This is a genomic window from Streptomyces sp. NPDC007346 (assembly GCF_040703535.1).
Classification (GTDB): Bacteria; Actinomycetota; Actinomycetes; order Streptomycetales; family Streptomycetaceae; genus Streptomyces.
Genome location: NZ_JBEYKR010000096.1, coordinates 1 through 21045 on the forward strand (window position 1 = coordinate 1; position 21045 = coordinate 21045).

The 21045-nt window shown below is 72.2% G+C and carries 21 protein-coding genes; 12 read left to right on the forward strand and 9 right to left on the reverse strand.

The genetic code is table 11. The features are described from left to right. The first annotated feature begins 260 nt into the window (after positions 1 to 260). Together AB0917_RS23000 and AB0917_RS23005 are read left to right on the forward strand one after the other, a co-directional pair. Entirely contained in the window at positions 261 to 1250 is a 990-nt protein-coding gene (locus AB0917_RS23000; RefSeq protein ID WP_366821500.1) for a WYL domain-containing protein, read from the forward strand. A 62-nt stretch (positions 1251 to 1312) separates the two neighbouring features. After that, complete coding sequence (locus AB0917_RS23005; RefSeq protein ID WP_366821501.1) at positions 1313 to 1834, forward strand: DUF4240 domain-containing protein; 522 nt, start codon at positions 1313 to 1315, stop codon at positions 1832 to 1834. Between the two features lie 155 nt (positions 1835 to 1989). On the opposite strand, the gene AB0917_RS23010 is transcribed toward AB0917_RS23005, so the two are convergent. After that, positions 1990 to 2586 (reverse strand): GNAT family N-acetyltransferase, encoded by a 597-nt coding sequence (locus AB0917_RS23010; RefSeq protein ID WP_366821502.1) that lies wholly within the window; start codon positions 2584 to 2586, stop codon positions 1990 to 1992. A gap of 96 nt (positions 2587 to 2682) precedes the next feature. On the opposite strand from AB0917_RS23010, the gene AB0917_RS23015 reads away from it, so the two are divergent. Next, a complete protein-coding gene (locus tag AB0917_RS23015) occupies positions 2683 to 3582 on the forward strand; it encodes a TIGR01777 family oxidoreductase (protein ID WP_366821503.1) in 900 nt (299 codons plus the stop codon). A 171-nt stretch (positions 3583 to 3753) separates the two neighbouring features. Further along, entirely contained in the window at positions 3754 to 5190 is a 1437-nt protein-coding gene (locus AB0917_RS23020) for an FAD-dependent oxidoreductase (RefSeq protein WP_366821504.1), read from the forward strand. Between the two features lie 53 nt (positions 5191 to 5243). Here AB0917_RS23020 and AB0917_RS23025 read toward each other — a convergent pair whose 3' ends face one another. Next, a complete protein-coding gene (locus AB0917_RS23025) occupies positions 5244 to 6965 on the reverse strand; it encodes a regulator (RefSeq protein ID WP_366821505.1) in 1722 nt (573 codons plus the stop codon). A gap of 303 nt (positions 6966 to 7268) precedes the next feature. Between AB0917_RS23025 and lipB the strand changes: the two genes are divergently transcribed. The 4 genes from lipB (at position 7269) to AB0917_RS23045 (ending at position 10428) form a co-directional block, all read left to right on the forward strand. Further along, complete coding sequence (lipB, locus tag AB0917_RS23030; RefSeq protein WP_366821506.1) at positions 7269 to 8084, forward strand: lipoyl(octanoyl) transferase LipB; 816 nt, start codon at positions 7269 to 7271, stop codon at positions 8082 to 8084. Between the two features lie 161 nt (positions 8085 to 8245). Then, complete coding sequence (gene lipA / locus AB0917_RS23035; protein WP_366821507.1) at positions 8246 to 9223, forward strand: lipoyl synthase; 978 nt, start codon at positions 8246 to 8248, stop codon at positions 9221 to 9223. A gap of 266 nt (positions 9224 to 9489) precedes the next feature. Further along, positions 9490 to 9690 carry a hypothetical protein gene (locus AB0917_RS23040; RefSeq protein WP_364784965.1) on the forward strand — a complete coding sequence of 67 codons (201 nt, stop codon included), beginning with the start codon at positions 9490 to 9492 and terminating at the stop codon, positions 9688 to 9690. A gap of 30 nt (positions 9691 to 9720) precedes the next feature. Then, positions 9721 to 10428, forward strand: coding sequence for a DUF4191 domain-containing protein (locus AB0917_RS23045; protein ID WP_366821508.1), 708 nt, complete (start codon positions 9721 to 9723; stop codon positions 10426 to 10428). A 102-nt stretch (positions 10429 to 10530) separates the two neighbouring features. On the opposite strand, the gene AB0917_RS23050 is transcribed toward AB0917_RS23045, so the two are convergent. Then, positions 10531 to 10938 (reverse strand): RDD family protein, encoded by a 408-nt coding sequence (locus AB0917_RS23050; RefSeq protein ID WP_366821524.1) that lies wholly within the window; start codon positions 10936 to 10938, stop codon positions 10531 to 10533. Between the two features lie 271 nt (positions 10939 to 11209). Here AB0917_RS23050 and glnA point away from each other — a divergent pair, with 271 nt between their 5' ends. Both glnA and AB0917_RS23060 read left to right on the forward strand, forming a co-directional pair. Continuing rightward, complete coding sequence (glnA, locus tag AB0917_RS23055) at positions 11210 to 12619, forward strand: type I glutamate--ammonia ligase (RefSeq protein WP_366821509.1); 1410 nt, start codon at positions 11210 to 11212, stop codon at positions 12617 to 12619. 220 nt (positions 12620 to 12839) lie between these two features. Beyond that, the gene (locus AB0917_RS23060; protein ID WP_366821510.1) at positions 12840 to 13403 is read left to right on the forward strand and encodes a 3-hydroxyacyl-CoA dehydrogenase NAD-binding domain-containing protein; all 564 of its coding nucleotides are present in this window, start codon (positions 12840 to 12842) and stop codon (positions 13401 to 13403) included. A gap of 12 nt (positions 13404 to 13415) precedes the next feature. Here AB0917_RS23060 and zwf read toward each other — a convergent pair whose 3' ends face one another. The 4 genes from zwf to AB0917_RS23080 all read right to left on the reverse strand — a co-directional run bounded on the left by zwf (position 13416) and on the right by AB0917_RS23080 (position 17571). Continuing rightward, on the reverse strand, positions 13416 to 14840 hold the full coding sequence (zwf, locus tag AB0917_RS23065) for a glucose-6-phosphate dehydrogenase (protein WP_366821511.1): 1425 nt from the start codon (positions 14838 to 14840) through the stop codon (positions 13416 to 13418). Further along, positions 14837 to 16285, reverse strand: coding sequence for a sugar porter family MFS transporter (locus AB0917_RS23070; protein WP_366821512.1), 1449 nt, complete (start codon positions 16283 to 16285; stop codon positions 14837 to 14839). The genes zwf and AB0917_RS23070 overlap by 4 nt, the downstream gene beginning before the upstream one ends. 292 nt (positions 16286 to 16577) lie before the next feature. After that, entirely contained in the window at positions 16578 to 17144 is a 567-nt protein-coding gene (locus AB0917_RS23075; RefSeq protein WP_366821513.1) for a GNAT family protein, read from the reverse strand. 67 nt (positions 17145 to 17211) lie between these two features. Next, a complete protein-coding gene (locus tag AB0917_RS23080; RefSeq protein ID WP_366821514.1) occupies positions 17212 to 17571 on the reverse strand; it encodes an HGxxPAAW family protein in 360 nt (119 codons plus the stop codon). A gap of 94 nt (positions 17572 to 17665) precedes the next feature. On the opposite strand from AB0917_RS23080, the gene AB0917_RS23085 reads away from it, so the two are divergent. Then, a complete protein-coding gene (locus AB0917_RS23085; protein WP_366821515.1) occupies positions 17666 to 18160 on the forward strand; it encodes a MarR family transcriptional regulator in 495 nt (164 codons plus the stop codon). 305 nt (positions 18161 to 18465) lie between these two features. Here the strand turns inward: AB0917_RS23085 and AB0917_RS23090 are convergent, their stop codons facing one another. Further along, the gene (locus AB0917_RS23090) at positions 18466 to 19941 is read right to left on the reverse strand and encodes an ATP-grasp domain-containing protein (protein WP_366821516.1); all 1476 of its coding nucleotides are present in this window, start codon (positions 19939 to 19941) and stop codon (positions 18466 to 18468) included. A gap of 289 nt (positions 19942 to 20230) precedes the next feature. After that, positions 20231 to 20536, reverse strand: a complete 306-nt coding sequence (locus AB0917_RS23095; protein WP_366821517.1) for a hypothetical protein — start codon at positions 20534 to 20536, stop codon at positions 20231 to 20233. Positions 20537 to 20655: 119 nt separating this feature from the next. On the opposite strand from AB0917_RS23095, the gene AB0917_RS23100 reads away from it, so the two are divergent. Next, positions 20656 to 21021 carry an ArsC/Spx/MgsR family protein gene (locus tag AB0917_RS23100; RefSeq protein WP_366821518.1) on the forward strand — a complete coding sequence of 122 codons (366 nt, stop codon included), beginning with the start codon at positions 20656 to 20658 and terminating at the stop codon, positions 21019 to 21021. Positions 21022 to 21045: the final 24 nt, after the last annotated feature.

The following is a 21045-nucleotide window of genomic DNA, read 5'->3' on the forward strand; positions in this document are numbered from 1 at the left end:
GTCCGACCACGCGCCCGCCCCGGCGGCCGGGGGTTTCGGCGTGAGGCACGCGGCGCCCCGGCGGCGGGGTTCCGGGGTGGGGCACGCGGACGGCGGACGCGGTTCGGCATGCGCACGCGGCGCCCCGGCACGGTTTCGGCGTGAGGCACGCGGACGGGGGTTCGGCGTGAGGTACGCGGACGGTGGGCGGGGGTTCGGCGCGGGCGTCCGGAGGCCCCGGCAGGGCGGCCGTGCCATTTCGCTGCCGCCACAATGGGCGCATGCGTGCTGCCCGGCTGATCAAGATGGTGCTGCTCCTGCAGTCCCGCCCCGCCATGACCGCCGCCGAGCTGGCGGTCGAGCTGGAGGTGTCGGAGCGTACGGTCACCCGCGACGCGCAGGCGCTCTCCGAGGCGGGCGTCCCGGTGTACGCCGAGCGCGGCCGGGCGGGCGGCTACCGGCTCGTCGGCGGCTACCGCACCCGGCTGACCGGTCTGGCCCGGGACGAGGCGGAGGCGCTGTTCCTCTCCGGGCTGCCCTCCGCGCTCCGCGAGATGGGGCTGGAGGACGCCGCGTCCGCCGCCCGGCTCAAGGTGTCGGCCGCGCTGCTGCCCTCCCTGCGTGACGCCTCGGCCTCCGCCGCCCAGCGCTTCCACCTGGACGCCCCGTCCTGGTACCACGAGCCACAGCCCCCAAAGCTGCTGCCCGCCGTCGCCGACGCCGTCTGGGACGACCGCCTGCTGCGGGTCCGCTACCGCAGGGGCGGCGGCCGGGCCGCCGACCGGGAACGTACGGAGGTGGCGCGGGAGCTCGCTCCGTACGGCCTCGTCCTCAAGGCCGGGGTCTGGTACCTCTGCGCCCGGGTGGGGGACGACTTCCGGGTCTACCGGATCGACCGGTTCACCTCGGTGGAGCCGGCCGACGAGCGCTTCGAGCGGGACGAGGGCTTCGACCTGCCCGCGTTCTGGGAGGAGCGGGCCACCGCGTTCGCCCGGTCCCTCCTGCGCACCGAGGTGACCGTGCGGGTCTCCGAGAGCGGGGCCCGGCAGCTCGCGTACACCGGCGACCGGGCGGCCGCCGCCGCGGCCCTCGCCGAGGCCGCTCCCGCCGGCCCGGACGGGTGGCGCACCCTCGCCCTGCCCGTCGAGTCGCTGGACGTGGCGTACAGCCAGCTCCTTTCGCTGGGTCCCGAGTTGGAGGTCGTGGCGCCGCAGGAGCTGCGGAGCCGGTTCACCGAAGCGGCCGAACGCCTGCGCGAGCTGTATCGCTGAAAGGCTTCTTTTCGCCGTCTGGGCGTGCGGGGGGTCCCGGCAGGCTGGATGCTGGACCCGTGATGGACGAGACGGAATTCTGGGAGATCATCGACAGCAGCCGCGAGGGAGCCGAAGGCGACCCCGAGGAGCAGGCCGATCTGCTCGTGGAGCGGCTGGTGCAGCTCGACCCCGATTCCGTGCTGGACTTCGCCCGGCACTTCGAGGCCCGCTACAACCGCGCCTACCGCTGGGACCTGTGGGGCGCGGCCGCCGTGCTGCTCGGCGGGGCGGGCGACGACGCCTTCGACTACTTCCGGTGCTGGCTGATCGGTCAGGGCCGGGAGGTCTTCGAGGGCGCGCTGCACGACCCGGACGACCTGGCGGAGCTGCTGGAGGACTTCGACGAGGAGATCGACGGGGACGGCGAGGAGCTGGGCTATGCGGCCGACGAGGCGTACGAGCAGCTCACCGGCGTGGTCGCGCAGGATCTCGGCCTGCCCCCGCAGCCCACCGAGCCGCTGGGCTCCCCGGTCGACCTCGAGGACGACGAGGCCCTGGCCGCCCGCTACCCGGAGCTCTGGGACCGCTTCGCACCCAGCTGAGCCGCCGAGGATCCCTGAGCCGCCCAGGGCCTGCCGAGCCGCCGAGGACCCCGAGCCGCCGAAGGTCCCTGAGCCACCAAGGGGCAGAGGGCGAAGCGGTCAGCCCGGAGCGCCCGAGAGGTCGCTGAGCCGTCGAGGATCAGAGGGCGAAGCGGTCAGCCCGGAGCACCCGGAGTGCCCGAACTGCCCGGAGCCAGCGAGCGCCCCATCAGCACGTCGTCGACATAGCGCCCGTGCAGGAAGAACTCCCCCCTCAGCACCCCTTCCACGACGAACCCCTCGGAGGCGTAGAGCGCCTGGGCGGGCGCGTTGTGCCCGAGCACCCGCAGCGTGATCCGGTTGGCGCCCTGGCGCCGCGCCTCGGCGCACGCGGCCCGCAGCAGGCTCCGCCCGACCCCGGCCCCGCGCGCCCAGGCCGCGACGGCCAGCCCCTGTATCTGGCGCACATGGGCGTTGCAGGCGAGCGGGGTGGGCGGGACCAGGCGTATGTACCCGGCGATGCGCGCCTCCCCGGACCCGCTCGCGGCCCCCATCACGGCCCCGGTCCCGGTCTCGGCCTGCGCGCCGGTCCCGGTCTCGGCCACCAGGAAGTCCTCGGGACGGTGCCGCTCGTCGAAGAAGGGCTCGTACGGAGGCCGGGGCCGGGGCACCACCGCGTGGAGCGTCGACCAGGTGGACCGGTCGAGCTCACCGAGCGCCTCCTCGTCGGCGGGGAGCGCTGGTCGTACGGAGTGAAGGGTCGTTGCGGACATGGCCTCACCTTCCCACGCCCGCTTCTCCGCGTTCCATGGTGTTTTCCCCCGGAAGACCTGCCGTGTCCACCCCAGCCCTTGGGGCAGGATGGCACCATGCCGACCTCCCGTATCGCCGTCAGTGGATCGTCCGGACTCATCGGAGCTGCGCTCGTGCGCTCGCTGCGCGCCGACGGGCACGAGGTGGCCCGCCTGGTGCGGCGGCCCGCCAGGTCCGGGGACGAGGTGGAGTGGGACCCCAAGCGCGGTTACGTGGACGTGGCCGGCCTGGTGGGCTGCGACGCGGTCGTCCATCTCGCCGGGGCCGGGGTCGGCGACCACCGCTGGACCGACGCCTACAAGCGGGAGATCCGCGACAGCCGGGTGCTGGGCACGGCCGCGGTCGCCGAGGCCGTCGCCTCGCTCGACACCCCGCCGAGGGTGCTGCTCTCCGGGTCGGCCATCGGCTTCTACGGCGACACGGGCGACCGCGCCGTGGACGAGGGCGCGCCGCCCGGGGAGGGCTTCCTGCCCTCCGTCTGCGAGGAGTGGGAGGCCGCGACGGCCTCCGCCGAGGAGCGGGGCATCCGCACCGTGCACGCCCGCACCGGGCTGGTGGTGGCCCGCGAGGGCGGGGCGTGGGGGCGGCTGTTCCCCCTGTTCAGGGCGGGGCTCGGCGGGCGGCTGGGCAACGGCCGCCAGTTCTGGAGCTTCATCGCCCTGCACGACCACGTCGCGGCCCTGCGCCACATCCTGGACACCGAGTCGCTGTCCGGCCCGGTGAACCTGACCGGCCCCGACCCGGTCACCAATGCCGAGGTGACCGCCGCGATGGGCCGGGTGCTGCGCCGCCCCACCCTGTTCACCGCCCCGGCGCCCGCGCTGCGGGTCGTGCTCGGGGAGTTCGCCGGCGATGTGCTGGGCAGCCAGCGGGTGGTCCCCGGGCAGCTGCTGGACTCCGGCTTCTCGTTCGCCTTCCCCGGCATCGACGCGGCGATCCGCGCGGCGCTGCGGTGAGCCGCCCGCGCCCGCGGCGGCCACGTGTGCGACCCCGTGCCCCGGTGCTCCCGGGCACGCGCGTCTGACCCGGTATCAGCCATCGTCCTAGCCTCGATGTGAACTCCGGCATTCCGGGGGCCTGTCGGGGGCAAGAGCCCCCCACCAGTCGCACCGACTCGGGGAGGGCTTGTGCGCAGCACGGCACACCACGCGGACGTGATCATCATCGGGGCCGGGATCGCCGGCCTCTCAGCGGCCCATCTGCTGACCGGCGCCGGAGTCGGCGTCAGTGTCCTGGAGGCGGCCTCCACCGTGGGCGGTCGGCTGGCCACCCATGAGGTGGACGGTTTCCGTCTCGATCAGCTCGGCCCCCTGCTCTGCGCCTCCTGGCCCGAGCTGACCTCCACCCCGGGGCTCGGCGCCCCGGAGCTGCGGGAGTTCGCGCCCGGGGTCCTGGTGCACAGCGAGGGCCGCCGCCACCGCACCGCCGACATACGGAGCGCGAGGGGCGCACTCAAGGCCGTACGCACCCGGTCGAGCGCCCCCTATCTCTCGCCGGGTGGCTACGGGAGCCATCCGCGCCCCGTGAACCGGGGTGGCCCCGGCACCAGAGGCACCGGCCTCAGGAGCGCGGGGCTCAGAAGCGCGGCGCTCCGGAGCACCGGCCTCAGGGGCAGCGCCACCGTCTCCGAGACGATCGACCGGGCCCTGCTCGGCGCCGCCCTGTCCCGGCTGGCCGCCACCCCCACGGCGCGGCTCCTGGCCCGCCCCGAGCGGACGGCGCTCGCCGCGCTGGCGGCGGGCCAGATGCCCGCCCGTACCGTGGACGGCGTCCTGCGTCCGCTGCTCTCCGCGCTCCTCGGCGACCCGGACCTCACCACGTCGAGCCGGTGCGCGGATCTGGCCCTGCGGGACTACGCGCGGGGCGGGCTCTGCGTCCCGGCGGGTGGTTCGGGGACGCTGCCGGATCTGCTGGCGGCCGCGCTGCCGCCCGGCACGGTACGGACCGGGGTGCATGTCACGGCCGCCGACATCACCACCGTACGTACCAAGGAGCACGGCGAACTGAGGTGCCGCTCCCTGCTGTTGGCCACGGGCGCGGGGGCGGCGGCCGAGCTGCTGCCGGGGCTGCGGGTGCCGGCCTTCCGCCCGGTGACGGTCCTGCACCACACCGCGCCCGCGCCGCCGCCGACCGGCAGGTCGCTGGTGCTGGACGGCGACCGGTCGGGCCCGGTGGCGTACACGGCGGTGATGAGCGAGGTCGACCCCTCGCGCGCGCCGCGGGGCCGGACGCTGGTCACGTCGACGGTGCTCGGGACCCCGCCGCCGGACCTGGACCGTTCCGTACGGAGCCATCTGGCGGCGCTGTACGGCACCCCGACGGACGACTGGGAGCTGCTGGCCGCCCACCACGACCCGGAGGCGGTGCCCGCCATGGAGGCCCCGCACGACCCGCGCCGGCCGGTACGGGTGCTGGCCGGGCTGTACGTGTGCGGCGACCACCGCGACACCAGCACGGTCCGGGGCGCGCTGCACTCGGGGCGCCGGGCGGCCGGGGCGATCCTGACGGACCTGGGGGTGGCTCCGGCGCGTCAGGGGGGCGCACGGGTGCCGGAGGCGGCGTAGGGACGGCTCACGGCAGGGTGCGGGCCGCCCTGCCGTGAGGCGGAAGCCGCTGGTCAGCCGAGCGCCGCCACCCGGTCGCGGTAGCCGCGCACGGCGGCGGCGTCCCGGTACGGCTCCAGGCTGCGCTCGAAGGCGCGTACGTACTCGGCGGCCCTGGCGGAGCGCATCTCCGAGGCCTGCTGAGCCGCCTCGGCACCCAGCCGGCAGGCCTGCTCCAGCTCGCCGAGGCCGAGCCGGGCGGAGGCGAGCACCACCCGGCAGAAGAGCCGGCTGCGGGCGTACGCCGGGGCGCGCAGCTGGAGCGAGCGCTCCGCGTGCTGGGCGGCGGCCCGGTACTGCTGGAGGTCGCGGTGGCAGTGGCCGAGCTCGTGGGCGAGCTGCGCCTCGTCGAAGGAGCGGGCCCACGGCGGCGCCTCGTCGCCGGGGCGCGCGGCCTCCAGGGCGTGCTCGGCCCGGGTCAGCGCGGCGGTGCAGGCCCGCGCCTCGCCGAGGATCCCGTGGCCGCGCGCCTCGACCGAGTGCAGCAGGGCCTGGACGAGGGGCGGGGCGGCGGAGCCGATGCCCTGCTGGGCGACGCGGGCGAGCTGTACGGCCTCCCTGCCGTGGCCGAGGTGGACCGCCTGGCGGCTCATGGTGATCAGGACGTACGCCCCGTAGCCGCGGTCCCCGGCGGCCTGGGCGAGGCGCAGCGCCTGGACGAAGTAGCGCTGGGCCAGGCCGTGGGCGGCGATGTCGAAGGAGGTCCAGCCGGCCAGTCGGGTCAGGTCGGCGACCGCGGCGAAGAGGCGGCGCCCGGTGGCCTCGCCGTAACTCCCGCGGAGCATCGGCTCGGCCTCGTGCTCCAGATACCGCACGAGGGCCTGGCGGGCGTGGCCGCCGCCGTAGGTGTGGTCGAGGGTGCGGAAGAGCTCGCCGACCGAGCGCAGCGCCGCGACGTCGCCGTTGGCGACGCGCTGGCCGGGCCCCCGCTCGGTCTGCCGCTGGCGCGGGACGGCGGGCGGCGCCCCCGGGGCGGACACGCCGTGCCCGCCGCCGGGCGGGGCACCCGCACCGGCACCGGGCAGGGCCACTCCGGCCGCCTCCACCGCGGACGGCTGCGCGGGGTGACCGGGCGGGGCAGGATGTCCGGGTGGAACGGGCCGGCCTGCCGGGCGCACGGGTACACCGGGGCGGGGCACGCCACGCAGGCCCCCGTCCGTACGGCCCGGCATCTCCGTACGACCCGGCACCTCCGTACGGCCGGGCACCAGGGCCCCGCCGACGGCCCCGGCGCCCGTGCCCGGCCTGCGGTGCGGGGCGGGCGGGCGGTCCGCACCGCCCTCGCGCGCCACCCACTCGTCGGCGCGGCCGATCAGCCAGTCCCGGCTGGGGACGACGAGACCGGCGGGGGTGAAGGCGATCTTGCGCAGCTCCGTGTGCGTGCCCGAGTCCTTGCGCCACAGGCCGCTGACGATGTCGATGGCCTCGGCGGGGGTGGCCGCGAACTCCAGCCCCGCGTAGACGGGCGCGCAGGCGTCGAGGCCCAGGTCCTGGGCGGAGAGCCGACGCCCGAGCCGCCGGGTGAAGACCTCGGCGATCAGGGCGGGGGTGGTACCGCGCGGCTGCTGCCCCCGCAGCCATCGGGTGACCGAGGTCTTGTCGTACCGCAGGTCCAGTCCGTGTTCGAGGCCGAGCTGATCGACCCGGCGGGCGAGGCCCGCGTGGGAGAACCCGGCCTCCGCGATGAGTGAGGCGAGGCGTCGGTTGGGCGTGCGCTGCGGGGGTCGTTCCGACATCAGCTGTACGGTCTCCTGCCTTCCGGGGGCCCCGGACAGCCCCTGGGGAACGGCGCGAATTTAGCGTCCGGCGGGGCGGTCGGAGACACCCTTTGCTCCACGTTCATCCGATCGTGTGAGGATTGTGGACAGAGCTGACAGAAGGGACCGGACCTCCCTCAGGTCACCGATGCGCGTTCCACCTGCCGCTGGACCGGCCGGAGGACGGTCGTACAGTGGTTGCGGGCGCGATCAGTGCAGGGCGCCGCCATCCCGGGGACACCCCTTCGGGCACACGGCGTCCGACGTAGGGAGGCATCTGTCGTGAGCGAGCTGCGGTTCGTCCGTCTGGGCTTCGGTGACGAGGCCGTCGAGTACACGGAAGCCTGGCAGAAGCAGCGTGAGGTGCACGCGGCGCGGTTCGAGGACCTGGTGCCGGACACCTGTCTGCTCATGGAGCACCCGTCCGTCTACACGGCGGGCCGCCGCACCGCGGTGAGCGAGCGCCCGCTGGACGGTACGCCGGTCATCGACGTGGACCGGGGCGGGAAGATCACCTGGCACGGCCCGGGGCAGCTCATCGGCTACCCCATCCAGAAGCTGCCGCGCCCCGTCGACGTCGTGGCGCACGTCCGCCGCCTGGAGGACGCGCTGATCCGCACGGCCGCCGACTTCGGGGTGGAGACCTCGCGGGTCGAGGGCCGCAGCGGTGTCTGGGTGCTCGGCGACCCGGTCGAGCAGCGCCAGGCGCTCGGCGGGCTCTCGCTGGACTTCGACCCCAGACTCCAGGACGAGGAGTTCGACCCGCGGCTCAACGGCCCGGAGTACGCCCCGTCCAACGCGGGCCAGCGCCGCGAGGACCGCAAGCTGGCCGCGATCGGGATCCGGGTCGCCAAGGGCGTGACGATGCACGGCTTCTCGCTCAACGTGAACCCGGACAACACCTGGTTCGACAAGATCGTGCCGTGCGGCATCCGCGACGCGGGGGTCACGTCCCTCTCCAACGAGCTGGGCCGGGAGATCACCGTCGAGGAGGTGCTGCCGGTCGCCGAGAAGCACCTGCGGGACATCCTGGAGAACGCGCGGCTCGCACCGCGCGTGATCGAGCGGGCGGCCGAGCCGGCCGCGGCCACGGCGTAGTACGGGCCGGCCGGTCTACCGGCCGGTAGACCGGTCGAGGGAATAGGCCCTGTCGGCCGTAGGTTGGCCGGACGTAAGACCGTTTGATTTACGGGCGTACCCTGGTGTTCGCCGAAGAATCCAATGCGAATCCAATGCAGCGAAAGCAAAGGGGAGCCGGAGTGTCCGCTGTCGCACCCGACGGGCGCAAGATGCTGCGCCTGGAGGTCCGAAACAGCCAGACCCCCATCGAGCGCAAGCCCGAGTGGATCAAAACCCGGGCGAAGATGGGCCCCGAGTACAAGCAGCTGCAGCAGCTGGTGAAGGGCGAGGGGCTGCACACGGTCTGCCAGGAGGCGGGCTGCCCCAACATCTTCGAGTGCTGGGAGGACCGCGAGGCCACCTTCCTCATCGGCGGTGACCAGTGCACGCGGCGCTGCGACTTCTGCCAGATCGACACGGGCAAGCCGCAGGCGCTGGACCGTGACGAGCCCCGCAGGGTCGGCGAGTCCGTCGTCACGATGGACCTCAACTACGCCACCATCACCGGCGTCGCCCGCGACGACCTGGAGGACGGCGGAGCCTGGCTGTACGCCGAGACCGTCCGCCAGATCCACACGCTGACCGCCGGGCGGGAGGCGGGCGCGACCAAGGTCGAGCTGCTGATCCCCGACTTCAACGCCGAGCCCGAGCAGCTCGCCGAGGTCTTCTCCTCGCGCCCCGAGGTGCTCGCGCACAACGTGGAGACGGTTCCGCGCATCTTCAAGCGCATCCGCCCCGGCTTCCGCTACGAGCGGTCCCTGGAGGTCATCACGCGGGCCCGCGAGGCCGGCCTGATCACCAAGTCGAACCTGATCCTCGGCATGGGCGAGACCCGCGAGGAAGTCAGCGAGGCGCTCCAGGACCTGTACGACGCGGGTTGCGAGCTCATCACGATTACGCAGTACCTGCGCCCCTCCGTACGGCACCACCCGGTCGAGCGCTGGGTGAAGCCGCACGAGTTCGTCGAGCTGAAGGACGAGGCCGACGCGATCGGCTACTCCGGCGTGATGTCGGGGCCGCTGGTGCGTTCCTCGTACCGCGCGGGCCGTCTCTTCCAGCAGGCGATGGAGGCGCGCGGCGCGGCCGCCACGGGCGTGCCGACCGCTCAGGCGGTGTGAGTCCGCTCACCCGGTGATACCGAGCAGTAACCGCACGACCGAGGCGGCCCGTACGCTCCCGCAGGTGAGGGACGCGTATGGGCCGCCTCGGCGTGCGGGGCACCGGAATGAAGGGTTCATTGGTGTTTGACCGACCGGTCACGCGCTGGTAACACCGACCAGTGACCCTGGGAACACGTGCGGCGGCGGCTGCCACGGCCGCCGCCCGTCACCGCTTCCCGTACTCAGTCCGCGCCCCGGGCGCACCCACTCCGAGGGGGAACACCATGCAGGCCGCACCGGTCCGCGCCCACGCCCTTCCGTCCGTCACCACCGCCCTGCGCGCCGTCGAGTCACTGCTGCTGAGCGGCGGCCAGCGCACCGCCCGCCGCAACGCCTGGACGGCCGTCCTGGAGGACCGCCGCCGGGCCAAGGACCGGGTGGAGTCCCCGTACGTGCCCGACGCGGTGGCCGACCACCGTTCCTAGCCCGCTCCCCCGCCACGTAAACTTCTGTTTATGGCGAGGAAGGCAAAATCCGAAGGCGCGGACAGCGCCGAGAACGCAGGGCGGCTCAAGCAGATCGCCCTGACCTACAAGATGACCAGACGGTCCGACAGCAAGATCGGGCTCATCGTCGCGGGTGTGGGAATCGCCACGTTCGGTGTCCTCCTCGGCATCGGCTTCGTGATCGGCCACCCGGTCTACCTGGGCATCCTGGGCTTCGTCCTGGCCGTCCTCGCGATGGCGATCATCTTCGGACGACGAGCCGAACGAGCGGCCTTCGGGCAGATGGAGGGCCAGCCCGGTGCGGCGGCCGCCGTCCTGGACCGGATCGGACGCGGCTGGACCACGACCCCCGCCGTGGCGATGAACCGCAGCCAGGACGTCGTGCACCGGTCCGTGGGCAAGGCCGGCATCGTCCTGGTCGCCGAGGGCAACCCGAACCGGGTGAAGGGCCTGCTGGCGGCCGAGAAGAAGAAGATGGCCCGGATCGTGGTGGACGTCCCGGTCCACGACATCATCGTCGGCAACGGCGAGGGCCAGGTGCCCCTGAAGAAGGTCCGCACCAAGATGCTGAAGCTCCCCCGCGTCCTGACCGGCGCGCAGGTGACCACCACCAACGACCGGCTGCGCGCGATGGGCGACCTGATGAGCAACATGCCGCTGCCGAAGGGCCCGATGCCCAAGGGCATGCGGATGCCGCGCGGCGGAAAGATGCGCTGACCGCGGACGTACGCGACGTACGCGGGACGGCCCCGGACCGAGATGGTCCGGGGCCGCCGCGTTCTCCGGGGTCTCCGCGTTCTCCGGGGCCGCCGCGGGTGGCTACATCCGTACCTGTACGGCGCGGCCGAGCCGGTCGTGGAGGCCACGCCCGTCGCGGTCCCAGACCAGGGCGGGGATGACGAGCAGCAGGAGGACGGTCCGTACCAGAACCCTGCCGAAGCCGAGACGGCCGCCGTCCTCGGAGATCACACGCAGCCCCAGGAGGCGCTTGCCGGGGGTGCAGCCGATGGTGCCGACGGTCAGGGCGCTCATGAGGAGGAAGACGCCGAGCGCCCAGTTCCCCGCCGCCTGCTGGTCACCGCGAGCGATCAGCCCGTATGCGATCACCATGCAGACCGACCAGTCGATGAAGATGGCCCCGAAACGGCGGCCGAGCGGCGCGATGGCCCCCGGCCCCTCCTCGGGCAGCCCGAGCCGCTTGCCGCGGTAGCCGAAATCGGCGCCCATCTCTTCGGCGGCCGTGCGGGGCCCCGAGAGCCACGATCCGATTGCTTGCCTGTTGTCCACCCGTCCACGGTACTGCGCCCGCGTCCGCGCCTGACCGGGCGGGGCACGGAAACAGCCGCTGAGATGCCGCTCACCCCCGCCCCGGTTAACTTGGGCGAAACAAATGGGTCATGCTTGAGAAACCACGTCTGCCTATGGTCGGGTCCAGCGTGCCACCGCACTGGCCGCACAACGACCCCGTCCCTCCCGGGCCGGGAGTAGGAGGAGTTGGATGTTCCAGAACGCCGACGAAGTGCAGAAGTACGTAGCGGACAATGACGTCAAGTTCATCGATGTCCGGTTCTGCGACCTGCCCGGGGTGATGCAGCACGTCACGATCCCGGCAGCGACCTTCGACCCGGCCGAGGAACTCGCCTTCGACGGTTCCTCGATCCGCGGTTTCCAGGCGATCCACGAGTCCGACATGGCGCTGCGCGCCGACCTGTCGACGGCTCGGGTGGACCCCTTCCGCCGTGACAAGACCGTCAACATCAACTTCTTCATCCACGACCCGATCACGGGCGAGCAGTACAGCCGCGACCCGCGCAACATCGCCAAGAAGGCCGAGGCCTACCTCGCCTCGACCGGCATCGCGGACACCGCGTACTTCGGCCCGGAGGCCGAGTTCTACGTCTTCGACAACGTCCGCTTCCAGACGTCGGCGAACGAGAGCTTCTACCACATCGACTCCGAGGCCGGCGCCTGGAACACCGGTGCGCTGGAGAACAACCGCGGCTACAAGGTCCGCTACAAGGGCGGTTACTTCCCGGTCCCGCCGGTGGACCACTTCGCCGACCTGCGTGCCGAGATGTCCCTGGAGCTGGAGAAGAACGGCCTCCAGGTCGAGCGCCAGCACCACGAGGTCGGCACCGCCGGCCAGGCCGAGATCAACTACAAGTTCAACACGCTGCTCGCCGCGGCCGACGACCTGATGCTCTTCAAGTACATCGTGAAGAACGTCGCCTGGCGCAACGGCAAGACCGCGACCTTCATGCCGAAGCCGATCTTCGGCGACAACGGCTCGGGCATGCACGTCCACCAGTCGCTGTGGCAGGGCGGCACGCCGCTCTTCTACGACGAGCAGGGTTACGCGGGCCTGTCGGACATGGCGCGCTACTACATCGGCGGCATCCTGAAGCACGCCCCGTCGCTGCTGGCGTTCACCAACCCGACGGTGAACTCCTACCACCGCCTGGTCCCCGGCTTCGAGGCCCCGGTCAACATGGTGTACTCGCAGCGCAACCGCTCCGCCGCGATGCGCATCCCGATCACCGGCTCCAACCCGAAGGCCAAGCGCGTCGAGTTCCGCGCCCCGGACCCGTCCTCCAACCCGTACCTCGCCTTCTCGGCGCTGCTGATGGCGGGCCTGGACGGCATCAAGAACAAGATCGAGCCGGCCGAGCCGATCGACAAGGACCTCTACGAGCTGGCTCCCGAGGAGCACGCCAACGTCCAGCAGGTCCCGACGTCCCTCCCGGCCGTGCTGGACGCCCTGGAGGCGGACAACGAGTACCTCCAGGCGGGCGGCGTCTTCACGCCGGACCTGATCGAGACGTGGATCGACTACAAGCGCACGCACGAGATCGCCCCGATCCAGCTGCGGCCGCACCCGCACGAGTTCGAGCTGTATTTCGACATCTAAACCGCAGATGACGTGGTACGAGCTGTACTTCGACGTCTGAACCGCAGATGACTTGGCACGAGCTGTACTTCGACAACTGAACCGCGGGCCGTGCTCACCCACGCCTGAGGCACCGAGGGCCGCCACCTCCTTCCGGGAGGTGGCGGCCCTCGGCCGTGCCGTCAGCGTTCGGTGAGGATGGCGGCGCCTTCGCAGCCAGCCTGCCTCGGCAGTCGTGGAGGTGTCGGCGCTCCCGGCCGAAGTTCGTCGGCTCGTCCGGTTGGAGCAGTGCTGGTGGCCGGGGCGGGTGGGGCGGTGGAGGCTGCTGAGCAGGTGCGGCGCTTTCGCGGCGGCGCCCGACGCCATCCTGGCCAGCAACTCCTCCTCGTACCCGACGAGTCAGTTCGTCGACCGGGTCGATCACCCCGAGCGGGTGCTCAACATGCACTTCTACATGCCGCCCCGGCAGAACGCGGTCGACATCATGTCGGACGGCCACACCGACCCCGCCATCATGGAGTTCCTGAAGCGGACGCTGCCCGGTTACGGCGTCCACCCGTTCAAGGCGTGCAAGGAGTCGACGGGCTTCATCTTCAACCGCATCTGGGCCGCCATCAAGCGGGAGTCCCTGGCGGTCGTGGCGGACGGGGTGTCCACTCCGCAGGACGTCGACCGGATGTGGCAGATCAACATGGGCACCGCCTCCGGTCCGTACCGACCTGGCCCTGGGCCGGCCCGCCGTCGTGCACGACTACCTGTAGGCGGCGCCCTGGCGGGGACGGCAGGCACGGGCGGTCGCGGCTGACGGCCGCGGCCGTCAGCCGTCGTCGAACAGGCGGTGGCCCAGCTCGTGCCAGCTCCGTAGCCCGGGGAGGCCGTCGGCCGCCTCCGGGCCCCAGCTTCCCGGCGCGTACGCCAGGGGCGGCTCGGCCGGGTCGAGCACCGGCCCCACGATGCGCCAGCACTCCAGGACGGTGGGGAAGAAGGCGAAGCACTCGGGGTCGCCCGTGACGGCTCCGTACAGGATGTTCTCGTACGGGAGTTCCTGCCGTCCCAGCACCTTGGCGAAGTCGACGCCGATGGGGACGGTCATCGGCCCGGTGTCGTCGTCGGGCTTGCTCAGCATCAGGTCCGCTCTGATCCCGGTGTCGCCGTCGATGCGGAAGCGGATGATGTTGGGTGGCGTCCGCGTCTCCTGGCCACCGAAGAGTTCCAGGGGCGGTCTGCGCAGTTCGACCACGACCTCGGTGGCCGAGACCGCCAGGGCCTTGCCGCTGCGCAGGTAGAACGGCACGCCTGCCCAGCGCCAGTTGTCGACGAACATACGGGTCGCGAAGTACGTCTCGGTCCTGGAGTCCGGCTCGACGCCCTCGACGTCCCGGTAGCCGTCGTACTGGCCGCGAACGGTGTCGGCCGGGTCCATCGTGCGGGTCGCGTGCAGCGCCCTCCACTTCTCCAGCCCCTGCGCCTGGGCGTTGGTGGCGCTGGGCGGTTCCATCACCAGGAGGGCCAGGACCTGGAGCATGTGGTTCTGGACCACATCGCGCAGGCAGCCCACCGCGTCGTAGAAGGAGCCCCGGCCGGCGACGTCGAAGTCCTCGGCGAGGGTGATCTGGACGTTGTCCACGTAGGAGCGGTGCCAGATCGGCGCGAGCAGGGTGTTGGCGAACCGGGAGACCATCAGGCTCTCGACCGCGCGGTTGCCCAGGAAATGGTCGACGCGCAGGAGGCGGGCGTTGTCGAAGTGGGAGGACAGCTCGTCCTGGAGCTTGCGTGCCGAGGCGAGGTCGTGTCCGAACGGTTTCTCCACCACCAGGCGGGCGTCGCGGTTCAGGCCGGCGGCGGCCAGTGCGGCGGCGACCCCGGTGAACAGTGCCGGTGGGATCGCCATGTAGTACGTCACGAACGCGAACCCCGCGACGGCATCGCGCAGCCGGGCGAAGGTGGCACCGTCGGCGAAGTCTCCGGTGACGATGGACAAGTTCTCGGCGAAGCGGGTGAAGACCGCCTCGTCGATGTCCGGGCACGTGGCGGCGACCGCTTCGCGCGCGTGCTCGCGCAGCGCGTCGTCGTCCCAGTCGACGGCCGCCACACCGATCACCGGCACGCTCAGCCTGCCGGACTCGGTGAGCCGGTACAGCGCGGGCAGCAGCATCTTCCGGGCGAGGTCGCCGGAGAGGCCGAAGATCACCAGGGCGTCGGAGTGTTCGAGGTCGGGCGGGCTGAGGAGGCTGTCGCTCATCGTCCTCGGCCTTTCCCGGTCCGGTGCCCGAAGCGGGACCGCAGGGCCGTCTCGATCTGCTCGGGGTCGCGGCCCTTGGTCTCGGGCAGGTAGCGGCCGACGAAGAAGAAGGCGACCACGCAGATCCCGGCGAAGATCCAGAAGGTCTCGCCCTGGCCGATGGCGGCCGCCAGGGGCAGGAAGGCGAGGCTGACGACGAAGTTGGACACCCAGTTGACCGCCGTGGCCACGCTCGAGCCCTTCGCCCGGACGGACGGCGGGAAGATCTCGCCCAGCAGCGTCCAGAACACCGGTCCGAGGCCGCCCGCGTACGCGGCGATGTAGATGACCATGAACAGCAGCGTCAGCACCGAACTCATGCCGACCACGAACGCCAGACCGAGCATGAAGATCGAGACCGCCATGAGGGCGAGCGAGACGAGCACCATGATCCTGCGGCCGGCCCGGTCGACCAGCCGGATCGCCAGGAGCGTCATGACCAGGTTGATCACGCCGATGAACACGGAGTAGAAGATGGAGTTCGACGCGTTCAGACCGGTCTGCTGAATGATGGTCGGCGCGTAGTAGATGATCGTGTTGATGCCGCCGAACTGCTGTACGGCGGCGAGGGTGAGCCCGACGACGAGGGCCGGGCGCACGTCGGGGGTGAAGAGTTTTCGGGTTCCCCGCTCGGCCGTCCCGGAACTCCGTTCCTCCTCCTTCTCGCGTTCCTCGGCGATCCGCTGCTGGGCCCGCGCGACCAGCGTGTCCGCCGTGGCTTCGTCGGTCACCGAGGCGATCCCCTTGCGCGCCCGGTCGGCCTGGCCGTGGGAGATGAGCCACTGCGGCGATTCGGGAAGGAACCACAGGGTGGCCACCACCATGAGGGCGGCCGGAATCGCTCCGACGGCGAACATGGCGCGCCACATCTCGCTGCTCGAGAAGGCGAGGTTGACCAGGTAGGCGATGAGGATGCCGAGCGTGATCATCAGCTGGTTCATGGTGAGCAGCCGACCGCGGATCTTGGTCGGTGAGATCTCGGAGAGGTACACCGGCACGGTGGCCGACGCCGCTCCGACCGCGAGGCCGAGGACCACCCGGCCCGCCATGAGCATCAGGTATCCGTTCGCCGCGCAGGCGATGGCGGTACCGATGATGAAGACCACGCCGATGGTGCCCAGTGCCTTGCGTCGGCCGAGTCCGTCGGACATCCGGCCTGCCGAGGTGGCGCCGATCACCGCCCCGATGAGGAGCACGCTGACCACGCTCCCCTGCTCGAAGGAGTTCAGGCCGAAGTCCTGCTTGACGTAGAGCAGGGCGCCCGACACGACGCCCGTGTCGAAGCCGAAGAGGAAGCCGCCCAGAGCGACAGCGACCGCCCAGAGGGTGATCTTCCGCTGCCCCTCCGGAGACACCTCGATGAGGGGACCGTGCGTGCCTGGTTCTCTGGAGAAACCCTGAACCATGTCGCTTCCTCGCGTCTGGGGGGGGACCGTCAGACCAACGTCACCACCCTTCGGGCGATATCGACAGAAATAGGATCAAACAGGTGAAGCGCAGTCACTGAGCGTGAAAGCGGGCGGGTGGTGGACCGCGGACGACCGGCGGGCGCATGCCGGATCGGCGCGCCCCGACGCCGTACGCCCCTCAGTACGCCGTACGCCCCTGAGCACGCCGTCCACCCCTCAGTACACCGCCCGTCCCTCAGCACGCCGTCCCCCTCAGCACGCCGCCGTCCCTCAGCGCGCCATCCGCCCCTCAGCGCAGCGAAGGGCGCGGGCGGCCCGCCCAGAACTCGTCCGCCGTGATGCCCAGCAGGACCACGTCGTGGTAGGCGCCCGCGAAGAACTCGTGCTGGCGCAGGCGGCCCTCCTCCACGAAGCCGAGTTTGCGGTAGAGGGCCAGGGAGGCGTCGTTGAAGGCGTAGACCTCCACCTCGCACTTGTGGCTGCGCTGTTCGGCGAACATGTAGGTGAGGACCAGTTCGGTGGCCTCGGCCGCGTAGCCCTGGCGGCGGTGTTCGCGGGTGACCTCGATGCCCGTACGGAAGCGGCCGGCGCGGGCGTCCGTCTCGCCCACCGAGACCGCGCCGACGAAGGCGTGCTCGAAGCGGGTCTCGATGACCAGGTGGTACGCGGCGGGGTTCGGTGTGCGGGCGGCGCGTTCGGAGGCCCAGGCGCGGAAGCTCTCGTCGGAGCGCGGGGGCTCGACCACGTCGGCGTTGCGGGCGTCCACGGTGTGCAGGGCCAGGGCCCGGAAGCCCTCCCAGTCCGCTGGTTCGATGCCCCGCAGGCGTACCCTCTCGCCGGTCCACAGGTCGCTCATGGTGCTCCTATCGCCCGGAGGCGACGGGCGGTACCGGGGCCGCCCTTCCGCATGATCGCCTCGGTCGTCACCCGGTCACAGTAGAGGCAGCCACCACCGTGCTCGACGCCTTTTCGGGTGCGCCCGCCCTCCGGCCCGCCAGGCGGCAGCCCAGGCAGTCGGGGTGGCCTCGGCCGGCGGAGCGGTCCCGGACCTTCCAGGACCATGCGCTCTCGGGGCGGGGACCGCTCGGCTTGCCCCAGCCCGCCAGGTGGAGCAGCCACGTCAGCAGTACGGCGCCGAGCGTGATGCCGGCGCCCGCGAGGGCGATGGGGACGGAGACCGCCGCCACCGCGACGCCCAGGACCGTGAAGCCCACCACCGCCGTCGCCGTGCCGGCCCAGCCGGCGACGGTGTGGCCCATGTCGACATGGCCGTGTGCACTCATGACTCCCCCTGGGAACCGGCGCCCGGACAGTAGGCTGAACGGGACGGGCTTTATCTCACAAACTAAGTTACTTAGATGCTAAGGGATTCTCTGCGTGGACGGCAAGCCGCGGGCGAAGGCCACCCCGGAACAGGTGCACGCCCAGATGGACCGGCTGATGGCGCTGGGCATCGTCGCCCAGCACGACATCGCGGGCCGGCTCGGGCTCAACATCACCGACCTGACCTGCCTGGGCTTCGTCCTGGAGGCCCAGGGCGCCGGAACCGCCGCCACCGCCGGTGAGCTCGCCCAGCGCGCCAACCTCACCACCGGGGCCATCACCGGCGTCATCACCCGGCTCGAACGCGCCGGGTACGCCCGCCGGCAGAGCGACCCGGCCGACCGCAGACGCGTACGGGTCGTCGCCGACGAGACCGCCGCCGCCCGCCTCTTCGAGGTGTACGGCCCCAACTACCAGCGCTTCGCCGCCCTGTTCGCGGACTACGGCCCCGAGGAGATCGCCGTACTCTCCGACTGGTTCGACCGCGCGACGGAGATCATGCGCACCTCGCTGGACGAGGTGCGCGGCGGCGGTACGGACCCCCGTTAGCCGCTGCCGTCCGGCCGTGGACGGCGTGCGTCAGCCGGTCCGGCCCGCCCGCGTCTCCCCGATGCCCAGGTGCCGCCGCAGCCTGGAGCGTCAGCAGGCTGCTTCGTCCAGCTGGTCAGGTCCGGGGCCGGGACGGGGGTTCCTCGCGGTGTGAGGGTTCGTCGCCGTACGGAGGTTCCTCGCCGTTCAGAGGGTCCTCGCCGTTCAGAGGGTCCTCGCCGTACGGGGGTGGAGTGCCGTACGGGAACGGATCGGCCTTCTCGTACGAGTACGGGCCCCGCCCCCGTGCCCGTACGCCTCCCGCGTCACGTCCGGCTGCCGAAGGCCGTCACGGCCGCGTTCCGCCAGGCGTGGGCCGTGGGGCCGAGCGCCGGGCGCGGGGTCGGGGCGCAGAGGTGGTCGCCGAACTGCATGAGCAGCAGTTCGTCGCCCGGTTCCACCTCCCCGGGCAGGGCGTGCGGCCACCACAGCGCCTCGGCGGGGCGGAGGGCGGTGAGCGGGCCGGGTCCGGCGGGGTCAGGGCCGTGCAGGTGGCCGTCCGGGCCGAGACGGTAGCGGCCGGGGGCCGGGACCGCCGTCAGGGTGGTGTGCCGGTCGGCGTGGACGACAAGCTGGCTCAGGCGGGGCACGGGGGTCCGGCTGGGACAGCTCGCGGGGAGTTCGGGGAGCAGGGAGGCGAGGATGTGCAGGCCGAGCGTGGGCAGCAGACCGGCCGCGTGTTCGGCGGCCTGCACCAGGGAGGAGACCGTCTGGAATCGGGGGTTGATCTCGACCGCCAGCACATCGCCGCCGTCCTCCAGCAGGTCGAGGCCGAAGACGCCCCGGTAGCCGCGCTCGCGCAGCGCCTCGCCGGTGTCGTACGCGGTCTGCCGGGCGCGTTCGTAGAGGCCGGCGGGGAGGTCGTCGGGGGCGAGCAGTTGGTTGCCGCAGTGCGTGCCCCAGCCGGGGGTCAGCTCGGGGAGGCCGACCAGCTGGTGGGAGACGGCGGCGACCACCGTACGGTCGCCGCCGACGCAGGCGCTCACCGTGAGCGAGAGCCCCGGGACCATGCGGCTGAGCCGCAGCTCGTGGCCGGGCCAGGCGTCGAGGGCCGCCGCCAGGGCCACGGGGCCGGTGACCGGCAGGGTGCCCCGGCCGATCAGGTTGTTCTCCCGGCGCTGGAGGACGGCTCCGGGCCATGCGGAGGGCCAGTACGCGCGGGCGCCGCGTCGGTCCCGGGCCGGGATGATCACGTGCTCGGGGACCGCCACCCGGGCGGTGCGCAGCAGCTCCATCGCGTCGATCTTGTCGGCGGCGTGGGCGGTGACCGCCGCGTCGGGCGCCAGCAGCCGGTGTGCGTGGGCCGCCGCCCAGTCGGTGGCGTGGCTGCCGTGCTCGGGGGCGAAGGCGACCGCGAAGCGGCGGGAGCCCTCGGCGTCCCGGGCGGTGGGGACGAGCGGGGGCGGGGGCGGGCCTTCCGTACGCGGTGAGTTCGTACACGGTGAGTTCGTACGCGGTGAGTTCGTACGTGGCGGGCCCGTGGGCCGTGAGTCCGTACGCCGTGACTCCGTACGCCGTAAGTCCGTACGCGATGGTTCCGTACGCAGCAGCGGTGACGCCGGTACGTGGTGGAGCCAGGGCGCCGGGTGGCCGAAGGAGGCGGTCAGGAAGGCCGACCGGTCCAGCCAGGCCACCCGGTCGACCTGCTCGGCCAGGAGCGCGAGCCCTTCGTCGGCCCGGACTCCGTCGACGACCACCGGTGGTTGCCCGACGCGGACGGTGCGGTCGTAGGGCGTCACCATCGTGGTTGCTCCTCCTCGTCGGTGTGCGGTGCGTCGATGATCACCACATCTGGGAGGAAGTAAGGCATGTCGAACGGTTCGCCCCCGCCCGTGAGCGTCAATCGTGGCCTCAAACCCCCGAGAACGATGGATTGTCGGCGTACGGACGTGCCAGGCGGGGACAGGCGTGCCCGTACGCGAGAGCCCGGCGGCCCAGGGGGCAGGGCCAGGGGCAGGGCCGGGTGAGGTCGGTGACGGGCCTGTGCCCCCGGACCGGCCGGTCCGGGGGCACAGGGGCGGGCGGGTGGCGTCAGCGGCCGTAGAGGATCAGGGCGCGGACCATCCGGCAGGTGGTGTCGGACGGTGGGTGCATGCCCAGGCGCTCGGCGGTGGTCCGTATCTTGTGGTTGCCCGCGCTGGCCGGCCGGTAGACCCCGCTGTCGAGCAGGGCGATGGCCAGGCGCATGGCCTTGAGGCGGCGGTTGTGCGAGACGTACCACTCGCGGGGCCGGCCGGCGGGCAGTCGCTTCTTCGGCAGCGAGGCGGGAAGGGGCGGGTGGAAGGGCGTCGGGAGCTGTCGGTCGAGCGGCTCGGTCGTGGCTGCGGCAACGGCCATCGGCATCCTCCTGGCAGGGTGGTGGAACCCTCACGAACTCCCTCCATTTTACTGCCCCCCACTGACAATCGCCCCTGGCCAGAAGCGATTTCGGCGGTCCCTCGCGTAACCTCGGCCCCATGGAGATCTGGATCAATCCGGCCTGTTCCAAGTGCCGCGGCGCACTCACCCTGCTCGACGCCGAAGGGGCCGGTTACACCGTCCGGCGCTACCTGGAGGACGTGCCCTCCCCCGAGGAGGTGCGGGCCCTCCTGGACCGGCTCGGACTCGAGCCGTGGGACATCACCCGGACCCAGGAGGCGGCGGCCGAGGAGCTGGGGCTCGAGAAGTGGCCCCGGGAGGCGGGTTCGCGTGAGCGGTGGATCGCCGCCCTGTCCGAGCACCCCGAGCTGATCCAGCGGCCCATCATCACCGCCGACGACGGCAGCGCCGTGGTCGCGCGGAGCGAGCAGGCGGTACGGGACGCGCTGGGGCGCCACGGCTGAACCGCGGGCCATCGTCGGCCCCGG